General features: G+C 69.5%; 9 protein-coding genes. 4 read left to right on the forward strand and 5 right to left on the reverse strand.

Translation table 11 applies throughout. The features are described 5' to 3' along the window. Positions 1-46: 46 nt before the first annotated feature. Positions 47-1,276 (reverse strand): class I SAM-dependent RNA methyltransferase, encoded by a 1,230-nt coding sequence (locus ASF54_RS05000; RefSeq protein ID WP_055959461.1) that lies wholly within the window; start codon positions 1,274-1,276, stop codon positions 47-49. Positions 1,277-1,314: 38 nt separating this feature from the next. Here ASF54_RS05000 and ASF54_RS05005 point away from each other — a divergent pair, with 38 nt between their 5' ends. Together ASF54_RS05005 and ASF54_RS05010 are read left to right on the forward strand one after the other, a co-directional pair. Then, a complete protein-coding gene (locus ASF54_RS05005) occupies positions 1,315-2,004 on the forward strand; it encodes a Maf family protein (RefSeq protein ID WP_055959463.1) in 690 nt (229 codons plus the stop codon). A gap of 105 nt (positions 2,005-2,109) precedes the next feature. Continuing rightward, positions 2,110-3,897: an acetyl/propionyl/methylcrotonyl-CoA carboxylase subunit alpha gene (locus ASF54_RS05010; protein WP_055959466.1), complete on the forward strand. Its 1,788-nt coding sequence runs from the start codon at positions 2,110-2,112 to the stop codon at positions 3,895-3,897. 351 nt (positions 3,898-4,248) lie between these two features. Here ASF54_RS05010 and ASF54_RS05015 read toward each other — a convergent pair whose 3' ends face one another. Further along, the gene (locus ASF54_RS05015) at positions 4,249-5,136 is read right to left on the reverse strand and encodes an endonuclease domain-containing protein (RefSeq protein ID WP_055959468.1); all 888 of its coding nucleotides are present in this window, start codon (positions 5,134-5,136) and stop codon (positions 4,249-4,251) included. 188 nt (positions 5,137-5,324) lie between these two features. Here ASF54_RS05015 and ASF54_RS05020 point away from each other — a divergent pair, with 188 nt between their 5' ends. Both ASF54_RS05020 and ASF54_RS05025 read left to right on the forward strand, forming a co-directional pair. Further along, positions 5,325-6,179, forward strand: a complete 855-nt coding sequence (locus ASF54_RS05020) for a purine-nucleoside phosphorylase (RefSeq protein WP_055959470.1) — start codon at positions 5,325-5,327, stop codon at positions 6,177-6,179. Then, positions 6,176-7,912: a phospho-sugar mutase gene (locus tag ASF54_RS05025; protein WP_055959471.1), complete on the forward strand. Its 1,737-nt coding sequence runs from the start codon at positions 6,176-6,178 to the stop codon at positions 7,910-7,912. Before ASF54_RS05020 ends, ASF54_RS05025 begins: the two co-directional genes overlap by 4 nt. A gap of 302 nt (positions 7,913-8,214) precedes the next feature. Here the strand turns inward: ASF54_RS05025 and ASF54_RS05030 are convergent, their stop codons facing one another. Genes ASF54_RS05030 through ASF54_RS05040 form a run of 3 tightly spaced genes read right to left on the reverse strand, consistent with a single transcriptional unit; the run spans position 8,215 to position 10,176 of the window. Beyond that, complete coding sequence (locus ASF54_RS05030) at positions 8,215-8,487, reverse strand: PTS sugar transporter subunit IIB (protein WP_055959473.1); 273 nt, start codon at positions 8,485-8,487, stop codon at positions 8,215-8,217. After that, entirely contained in the window at positions 8,484-9,053 is a 570-nt protein-coding gene (locus ASF54_RS05035) for a PTS sugar transporter subunit IIA (RefSeq protein WP_084815953.1), read from the reverse strand. Before ASF54_RS05035 ends, ASF54_RS05030 begins: the two co-directional genes overlap by 4 nt. A gap of 1 nt (position 9,054) precedes the next feature. Next, complete coding sequence (locus ASF54_RS05040; RefSeq protein ID WP_055959475.1) at positions 9,055-10,176, reverse strand: adenosine deaminase; 1,122 nt, start codon at positions 10,174-10,176, stop codon at positions 9,055-9,057. Between the last annotated feature and the right edge of the window lie 46 nt (positions 10,177-10,222).

Below are 10,222 nucleotides of genomic sequence, written 5' to 3' on the forward strand. Positions count from 1 at the left end.
CCTGATACCGAGCGTCACACTCGGATTCTATCGGGATGGGTGTCGCTCACCGGGTCAGGCGCACCACGGTTTCAAGGTGGTGCGTGTGGGGGAACAGGTCGAAGGCACGAATGCCGTCGAGGTGGTAACCACCCTCCTGGAAGAGGGCGATGTCTCGCGCCAGGGCGACGGGGTCACAGGCGACGTAGACGACCTGAGCGGGACTCGCTGAGGTTATCCGGCCCACGACATCCTTCCCAGCCCCCGATCGGGGCGGGTCGAGCACGACGGTCGCCTGACGCAACCGCTCGCGGTCGCCCTGGTTCGCGGTCGAGGTGAGCTCTCGGATCCAGCGCTCCACCCGACCGGTGACGGCCGATGCACCGATCCACTCCTGCAGATTTTCGGCCGCGTGGTCGGTGGCTCGCGAGTCGCTCTCGACGCTGGTGATGCGAAGAGCCTGGCCGAATCGATCGCCGACCGCCGCGGCGAGAAGGCCGACTCCGCCGTAGAGGTCGAGGTTCATCGCCCGAGGATCCATCAGGGCCGGGTCGATCAGATCTTGTACCGCCGCGGTAAGGGTCTGGGCGGCCCCGTGGTGCACCTGCCAGAACCCCCCGTCGTCGAGCCGGAACTCGCGCTCGCCGACGCGCTCCACCACGGTGGTGCGCGCCTGCTTGCCGATGATCAGACGGGCCCCGCCCTCGCTCGGCGAGAGCACGTCGACGTGCTCCTCCCCCACGAAGCGCTGCTCGAGGGGCGCGGCCTCTTCGACGGCCGCGGTGGCGAGCGGCAGATCGTCGACGGCGATGACGGTGTGGGAGCGCTGCGCGTAAGGCCCCGGGCGGCCGGACTCGTCGACGTGGAGCCGCACGCGGGTGCGCCAGCGGGTTCCGCCGACCTCGTCGTCGCCCGGAACGCCCTCGACGACGACGTCGGAGTCGATGCCCGCCATGCGCGAGAGTGCGTCGGTCAGCACCTGACGCTTCAGTTCGCGCTGGTGGGCGAGGGCGATGTGCCCGAACTCGGCCCCGCCGGCACGCTGCGATGGGTCGCGATCGACCGAGGCGGCGCCCCAGACGTGCTCCTGGCGGTGCGGCGAAGCGTCGAGCACCTCGACGGTGTCGGCTCGCCAGAACGACTTCTTGCGGTCTTCGGTGATGCGCGCGCGCACCCGCTCGCCCGGGATCGCATCGGTCACGAAGACGACCCGACCGTCGAGGCGCGCGACGGAGATTCCGCCGTGTGCGATTCCGGTCACGTCGAGCTCGACGTCTTTTCCAAGCATTTCACCCATGGAGCAAGTCTGGCGTATCGGTCTGACACTCTTGACGCATGCCCGTGCGCCTCTATCTCGCCAGCACCTCGCCCGCCCGCCTTGCCCTGCTGCGGGCTGCCGGAATCGAACCCCTCCTCATCTCGCCCGGCGTCGACGAAGACGAGGCGGTGGCGCACGAGGAGGCCACCCTCGGCCGGCCGCTGACCGCCGTCGAGACGGTCTCACTCCTGGCCCGCGCGAAAGCGGAGGCGGTGATCGGGGCGCAGGTCGACGGCGCCGATATCGACGGATTCATCCTCGGCGGCGACTCGGCGTTCGAGATCGAGGGCGCCGTCTACGGCAAGCCGCACGACCCTCTCGTCGCAACCGACCGCTGGCGCCAGATGGCCCGCGTCGGCCGGGGCACTCTCCATTCCGGGCATCACCTCATCGACCACCGCGGCGGGCGCCCGCACGCCGGCCACTCCGCCGCCGCAGCGGCCCACCTCACCTTCGCCGACGACCTCTCCGACTCCGAGATCGCCCACTACATCGCGTCCGGAGAGCCGCTCGAGGTCGCCGGCGCATTCACGATCGACGGCCTGGCCTCGGCGTTCATCACCGACATCGAGGGCACGCCGAGCGCGGTCGTCGGCCTGTCGATCCCGGTGCTGCGAAAGCTCCTCCGCGACCACTTCGGCATCGAGTGGCCCGAGCTGTGGAACGCCGTCCAGGGTGGCCTGAGCGGCGCCTCCGCCGGATCCTGAGGTCTCCGGTCGTCACAAAATTGTAGGATCCGGCCCGTCCGCAATCGGGCTTTTTGTGCGGGGCGACCAAAGGAGCGACCTCCCGGGGCCGTAGGCTTGGGATTTATGCCGCGAATTACCAAGGTGCTCATTGCCAACCGTGGAGAGATCGCAGTCCGGGTCATCCGCGCCGCGCGAGACAGCTCCATCGCGTCCGTCGCGGTCTACGCCGACCAAGACCGAGACGCCCTCCACGCCCGCCTCGCCGACGAGGCCTACTCGCTCGACGGCACCACGAGTGCCGACACGTACCTGGTCATCGACAAGATCCTGTCGATCGCCCGCCGCTCGGGGGCCGACGCCGTCCACCCGGGCTACGGGTTCCTGGCCGAGAACGCCGACTTCGCCCGAGCCGTCCTCGACGCCGGCCTCGTGTGGATCGGCCCGTCGCCCGACGCGATCGAGAAGCTCGGCGACAAGGTCTCGGCGCGTCACATCGCCGAGAAGGTCGGAGCGCCGCTCGCCCCCGGCACGCTCAACCCCGTCACCGGCTCCGACGAGGTGCTCGACTTCGTCGACACCCACGGCCTTCCCGTCGCGATTAAGGCGGCTTTCGGCGGCGGCGGTCGCGGCCTCAAGGTCGCTCGCACCCGCGAAGAGATCCCCGAGCTGTACGACTCGGCCGTGCGCGAGGCCATAGCCGCGTTCGGTCGCGGCGAGTGTTTCGTCGAGAAGTACCTCGACAAGCCCCGCCACGTCGAGACCCAGTGCCTCGCCGATGCCGAGGGCAACGTCGTCGTCGTCTCGACCCGCGACTGCTCACTCCAGCGTCGTCACCAGAAGCTGGTCGAAGAGGCACCCGCCCCGTTCCTCTCCCCCGACCAGCTCACCGCGCTCTACACCGCCTCGAAGGCGATCCTGCGCGAGGTCGGGTACGTCGGCGCCGGTACCTGCGAGTTCCTGATCGGCCAAGACGGCACCGTCTCGTTCCTCGAGGTCAACACGCGCCTCCAGGTCGAGCACCCCGTCTCGGAGGAGGTCACCGGCATCGACCTGGTGCGCGAGCAGTTCCGTCTCGCCGAGGGCGGCACGCTCGACTACGCCGACCCCGAGCCGCGCGGCCACTCCTTCGAATTCCGCATCAACGGCGAAGACGCCGGTCGCGGCTTCATGCCCGCACCCGGCCCGGTGCACGTCTTCAAGGCACCGAGCGGCCCCGGCGTTCGCGTCGACTCCGGCGTGCAGGCGGGCGATGAGATCTCCGGATCGTTCGACTCGCTGCTCGCCAAGCTCATCGTGACGGGTTCGTCGCGCGAAGACGCCCTCGAGCGCTCGCGCCGCGCTCTCGCCGAGTTCGAGGTCGCCGGTCTCCCCACCGTTCTGCCGTTCCACCGCGTGATCGTCGACGACCCCGCGTTCGCGCCCGAGCCCGGCACCCCGTTCTCGATCTACACCCGCTGGATCGAAACCGAATTCGACAACACCATCGAGCCGTGGTCGGGTGAGGCCTCCGCGCCCTCCGTCGCCGCGGCCCGCTCCACCGTCGTGGTCGAGGTCGGCGGCAAGCGCATCGAGGTGACGCTCCCGGCGACTCTCGGCTCGCGCTCCGGTACCGGCGGCGCCGGCGCCTCCGCTCCGGCCCCGCGTGGATCGCGCTCGGGTCGCAGTGCTGGCCGCAACGCCGGCTCGGCTGCTACCGGCAACGCCGTCGTTGCTCCGATGCAGGCCACCGTCGTGAAGCTCGCAGTGACCGAGGGCCAGGCCGTCGTCAAGGGCGACCTCGTGCTCGTGCTCGAGGCCATGAAGATGGAGCAGCCCGTCGCGGCCCACCGCGATGGCGTCATCACGGGCATCGATGCGGCCGTCGGCACCACCGTGTCGGCGGGTCACGTGCTGCTGTCGATCGGCGACTAGCTGGGCGCGCCGCCTGCTTGGCTCCCTGCCTGCTTGGCTCCTTTCGCGGGTGCGGCGTGCGCGCGTCCGGCGTGCGGTGTGCGTGCGTGTCAGCGCTGTCTTTTGCGTGCTTTGCCTGCCTGCCGCATGACGTGTCGTCTTTCCTGAACTCACTCGGCTCACTCCTGAATTCAGGTGCGTCGTCTCCCGACTCAGGAGTGGGGACGGGCTGAGCGTATTACGCAGGAGTCGGCCCCTTGGACGCTCCTGATTGCAGGCGCCAGGATCCTCAACTCCTGAATTCAGGCCACCGACCGCGCTCGCCCGCACCTGAATTCAGGCTCGGGCGTCTGGAGTGAGCTGACCCGTCAGTCACAGCCGCCCTCGAGCTACCGTGGTCAACACGGTGCCCTGCACCCACTGCCAGCGATCGCGCACTTGGTCGGCGCTGAACCGCAGCGGGATCCAGCCGCGCGAGACCGCCACGGCGTCGCGCCGCCGATCCTCGTCGAACTGCGCTTTCGACCTGTGGAACTCGAACCCGTCCACTTCAATGAGCACGGCCGTACCGACGACGCGAAAGTCGACGGTCCCCACGAACGGGATGTCGGCCTGCGCCTCGAGTTCGACGCCCTGGGCCGTCAGCCTCTGCCGTGTGATCGACTCGACTCCTGATCCCATGCCGGGCCGACTCGCCCTGACGAGGGCTTCCAGGCGTGGGATCCCGTCGGCAAGTCTTCTCAACGCGACGTCGCCGACACCACGAAGCGAGCGCACCGTGTCGAGGCATGCGACCGCCGTCTCTGTGTCATGCCAGCGCATCACCTGCGCCACCGCACGGGGCAGGCCGACGCGCCAGCACTGCTCGGCGTCGCGATGATCGTCGTCCCAGTGCAGGAGGACCGGCCGGTGCCATCGATCGTCGACCAGGCAGGTGCCCGGGTGACGGCCCGAGGGAACGGAGACAGTACGGAGTCTGCTCGCATTCGGCAGCACGCTGACGTGAACGGGCTCGCTCCAGCCACCCCAGAGCCCGTAAGAATCGGTGGCACTCAACCCCGACAGCCGACCTCCGACCCGAACCGCAGTCAGGGCCGCGGCGGGAGTCTCCGGTACGGCGTAGAAACCCCGCCGGACGCGAAGAAGTGTCTGAGTCGCCACCGCCTGCTGAAGATCTCGCGGGCTCGCCCCCGCTTCGAGTAGCAGCTTGGCCGGAACGAGGCCGCCAAGTCGGCGGACTGTCGCTTGCACAGTGTCCATCCCACGAGGGTGGCGGGTCGGCAGCGGCCGGGGCGCGGGCGGCGGCGATCTGTGCAGGCGTGGGGCCGGATCCTTGTCTGTGGAGACGAAGACGCAGGATCCGGCAAAGGCCGCCCGGATCCTGCGCTCTCGCGCCACCCTGTGGAGAGTGCCCCCGGCCGCCCTCCGTCGCCCCTAGAGTTGTTCGCATGTCTTCGACCTCCAGCCCCTCACTCGGCAGCCCCGCGAACCCCCTCGACGATCTGTCGACCGACCCGTTCGAGGTCGCAGCCACGGCCGCCGCCGAGATCGCGAAGGCCACCGGCGTGGCAAATCACGACATCGCACTCACGCTCGGGAGCGGATGGGGTCGCGCCGCCGAGCTGATCGGCGAGACCGTGGCCGAGATTCCCGCGACCGAGATCACCGGTTTCGGCGCCTCGGCCGTCGTCGGCCACTCCGGGTCGCTGCGCAGCATCCGCCTGGCGGACGGCCGGCACGCGCTGATCATCGGAGCGCGCACGCACTACTACGAAGGCCACGGCGTGCGACGCGTCGTCCACAGCGTGCGCACCGCCGCCGCGACAGGCGCGAAGATCATGGTTCTGACCAACGGGGCCGGGGGCATCCGCGAGACCTGGAAGCCCGGGCAGCCCGTGCTCATCAGCGACCACATCAACCTCACGGCCGACTCGCCGCTCGAGGGTGCCACGTTCATCGACCTCACCGATCTCTACTCGAAGCGACTCCGAGACGTGGCACGCTCAGTCGACCCCAGCCTCGACGAAGGCGTGTACACGCAGTTCCGAGGCCCGCACTACGAGACGCCGGCCGAGGTGCAGATGGCCAAGGCAATCGGAGGCCACATCGTCGGCATGTCCACGAGCCTCGAGGCCATCGCAGCACGCCAGGCCGGCATGGAGATCCTCGGCTTCTCGCTGATCACCAACCTCGCGGCCGGCATCCAGAAGACGCCCCTCGCCCACGAAGAGGTACTCCAGGCCGGCAAAGACGCCGAGGGTGCGATCAGCCAGCTGCTTGCGCGGGTGGTGGCGGCACTGTGAGCGACGCGAATACTCTTCGCGCCACCGCATCAGCCTGGTTGGCACAAGACCCCGACGCCGAGACGCGCGCCGAGCTGTCTGAGTTGCTCTCTCGGTTCGACGGCGACGACGCCGAAGTGGCTGCGGAAGCGCACGCCGACCTGGCCGACAGGTTCGATGGCCGGCTCGAGTTCGGCACGGCAGGCCTGCGAGGCGAACTCGGAGCCGGCTCCAAGCGGATGAACCGCGTGCTCGTCGCTCAGGCCGCCGCCGGGTTTGCTGCGTTCCTCGTCGACCGGGCAGCGTCGGATCCCGCTGCTGCCTCCCCCAGCATCGTGATCGGCTACGACGGCCGCACCAACAGCGACGTCTTCGCCCGCGACACCGCCGAGATCATGACCGCCGCCGGCGTGCGCGCGACCCTGCTCCCGCGGGCACTTCCCACCCCCGTGCTCGCCTTCGCCGTGCGCCACCTCGACGTCTCAGCCGGCGTGATGGTCACCGCCAGCCACAACCCCCCGCGCGACAATGGCTACAAGGTCTACCTCGGCGGCGCGGATCAGGGCTCGCAGATCGTCAGCCCCGTCGACGCCGAGATCGCCTCAGCGATCGAGCGGGCAGCCACCGGCTCCGTGCTCGACCTGCCTCGTTCCGACGACTACGCGATCGCGGGCGACGATATCGTCGCCGACTACGTCAGGCTCACCGCGGCCGTGGCCGGGCGCTCGGCTTCGCTTACCGTGGCTGCTGCGGCGCCTCGAGTCGTCTACACCGCCATGCACGGCGTGGGGTGGGAGGTGGCTCGCCGCACGATCGCCACAGCGGGCTTCCCCGAACCCATTCCCGTCGCCGAGCAGGTCGCACCCGATGCGGCATTCCCCACGGTCGCCTTCCCGAACCCCGAAGATCCCGGCGCCCTCGACCTCTCGTACGCCACCGCCGATCGTGTCGAGGCCGACTTGATTCTCGCCAACGACCCCGACGCCGACCGGCTTGCTGTCGCCATCCCCGACCCGTCCGGCGACGGCTGGCGTCGTCTCACCGGCAACGAGGTCGGAGCGATCTTGGGGTGGCGTGCGGCCGAACGCGCCAAGGCATCGGGTGATTCGTCCGGGGCGCTGGCCGCGTCGATCGTCTCCTCCCCCGCTCTTCGCACAGTCGCCGCCGCATACGGCCTCGAGTCAGTCGATACCCTGACGGGCTTCAAATGGGTCTCGCGCGTCGACGGGCTCATCTACGGTTACGAAGAGGCCCTCGGTTACCTCGTCGATCCAGCCAAGGTCCGTGACAAAGACGGCATCTCGGCGGCACTCGACATCCTCGCTCTCGCGACGGAGCTGCACGCCTCCGGGTCGAGTCTCGCGGAGCATCTCGGCGCCTTCGACGCCACCTTCGGCGCATTTGCGTCGTCCCAGGTGTCGTTACGCGTCAGCGACCTCGCCGAGATCCCCCGCATCACCTCTGCGCTCCGAGCCGCGCCCCCGACGACGATCGGCGGGTATCCGGTCCACCGGCTCGACGACTTCGCCGACGGTTTCGAGCAGTTCCCGCCCGGCGACATCCTCCGCTTCTGGCTGGCAGGCGACGAGTCACACGACGGGTCGCGCGTCATCGTGCGTCCGAGCGGCACCGAACCCAAGCTGAAGGTCTACATCGACGCGTGGAGCACGACGGGTGATGCGGCCGAGCGTCGCGCCGCGGCCGACTCCGTGGTCGCCGCGCTCGACGCCGGGGTGCGCGAGCTGCTGCGCTGATCGCGGGCGCGGGCACGGCGGCGGGCGCGGGCGCGGTCGCCTGGATCAGCGACCCGACGCGGTTCGGCCAAACTGACGCGGCGCGCCGCGTCGCTTTGGCCGAACCGCGTCGCTTTGCCACGCGACCCCGCGACCTGACGTGAATCGGCCAACCTCGCGCGCCGCGGCGCTGGCATATTGGCCGATTCGCGTCACCTCACCGGGCGAGAGGTCGCGGCACGGCACCCCGCAGAGCCGCACCCCGCAGAGCAGCACTGCACCCAGCAACGGAGCACCCCGCGGCACTGCCCACACGGCCGGGCTCAGCCCAGAGCGCGCTCCAGCTTCTCGGTGAGCTCGGTGAGGTCGAAGTGGTTGACGATCACGATTACGTCGGCGAAGGTCGGCCCGATCGCATCGACGAACTCGGCCGATGTCAGGATGACCTGCGCATCGTCGGCGACAGACTGGACGCTGGCCAGGTCGGCCGCGACGACATCGGCCTCGATGTCGAGCTTGGCGAGCACGCGCTCGGCGTTGACCTTGAGGATTCCGCTTGACCCGATGCCGACACCGCAGATCGTGACGATCTTCACGAGCCACCCTCAGACGACGAACCCGAAGCAGAACCACCCGCAGAGGAGCCCGAAGCAGAACCGCCCGCAGAGGAGCCCGAAGCAGAACCGCCCGCAGACGCAGACGAACCAGAACCAGACCCCGCACCAACACCCATAATCGCCCGCACATCGTCGGCCCGGGTCGCGTCGGCGAGGGCGCCGATCCGGCTCTGGTCGTTGAAGACGTTGGCGATGTCGGCGATGAGGTCGAGGTGGCCGCCGACCGATTCGACCGCGAGGCCGACGATGACGCGCACCGGGTCGTTGTGCGGGTGCCCGAACGAGACCGGCGAGGCCAGGGTGACGACGGCGAGGCCGTCGCTGATCACCTGATCGTCGGGCCGGGCGTGCGCGAGGGCGAGGCCGGGGGCGATCACAACGTAGGGACCGTGCTCGTCGATCATGCGGATCATCTCATCGGAGTAGCCCGGACGCGCGGCCCCGGAGGCCGTGAGAGCGGCCCCGGCGACCGCGACGGCGGAACGCCAGTCGGGCGCGAGCGACCCGAGCACGATGGCCTCGTCGGGAAGCGGGGGCAGCGCCATCTCAGGCCTGCTCGAACCCGGCGACGATGCGGTCGGCCAGGTCGTCGCGATCTTCGAGTGAGAGGAACGACGCTGCGGCCGCGTTGAGCTGGAACGCCTGGAGGTCGCTGAGGTCGTAGTCGAAGGCCTGCGACAGCAACGACAGCTCGCGGCTGAGGCTCGTGGCGCTCATCAGGCGGTTGTCGACGTTAACCGTGACCCGGAAGCCCAGCTGGTAGAGCAGGTCGAACGGGTGGTCGTAGAGCTCGGTGCCCCACTGGGCGATGGCCCCGGTCTGGAGGTTCGACGACGGCGACAGCTCGAGGGCGATCTCGCGGTCGCGCACCCAGGCGGCGATCGGGCCGAGGCCGACGGTCGTGTGGTCGCTCTCGCGGCCGAGCACACTGATGTCTTCGGCGAGGCGCACGCCGTGACCGAGGCGGAGGGTGCGTCCGTCGAAGAGGGCGCTCTTGATGCTGTCGAGCCCGTCGGCCTCGCCGGCGTGGACCGTGACGGGGAAGAACTCGCGCGCCAGGAGGTCAAACGCGGCCTGGTGGGCCGACGGCGGGAAGCCGAGCTCGGCGCCGGCGATGTCGAAGCCGATCACGCCGTTCTCTCGGTGGCGGAGGGCCAGCTCGGCGATCTCGAGCGACCGGTCGGCGTGGCGCATTGCGGTGACCAGCTGGCCGATGGTGATCTCGTGACCGCGCTCGGCGAGGTCGGTGATGGCGTCGTCGATACCGGCCTGGACCGCTTCGACCGTCTCGTCGAGGGTGAGGCCCTCGCGCAGGTGCTGCTCGGGCGCCCAGCGGATCTCACCGTGGATGACGCCGTCGGCGGCCAGATCGAGCACGAACTCGTGCGCGATCCGTCGGAGGTTGGCGGCCGTCTGCATCACGGCGAGCGTGACGTCGAAGGTCTTCAGGTATTCGACGAGCGAGCCCGAGTCGGACTGCGTCTGGAACCACGATTCGAGACCGGCGGCATCGTCGACCGGCAGGGCGATCCCGGCCTCAGAGGCGAGCTCGACGATCGTCGCGGGCCGAAGCCCGCCATCGAGGTGGTCGTGCAGGCTGACCTTGGGGAGGGCGGCGATGCTCGGCCCTCCGTTGGGCAGACGGTATTCCTGGTCCGGTGCGCTCATACGCACCACCGTACTAGTGCTCGGAGGCGACACTCTGAACGGCGGC

This window comes from Frondihabitans sp. Leaf304, from assembly GCF_001423105.1.
Taxonomy (GTDB): Bacteria; Actinomycetota; Actinomycetes; order Actinomycetales; family Microbacteriaceae; genus Frondihabitans.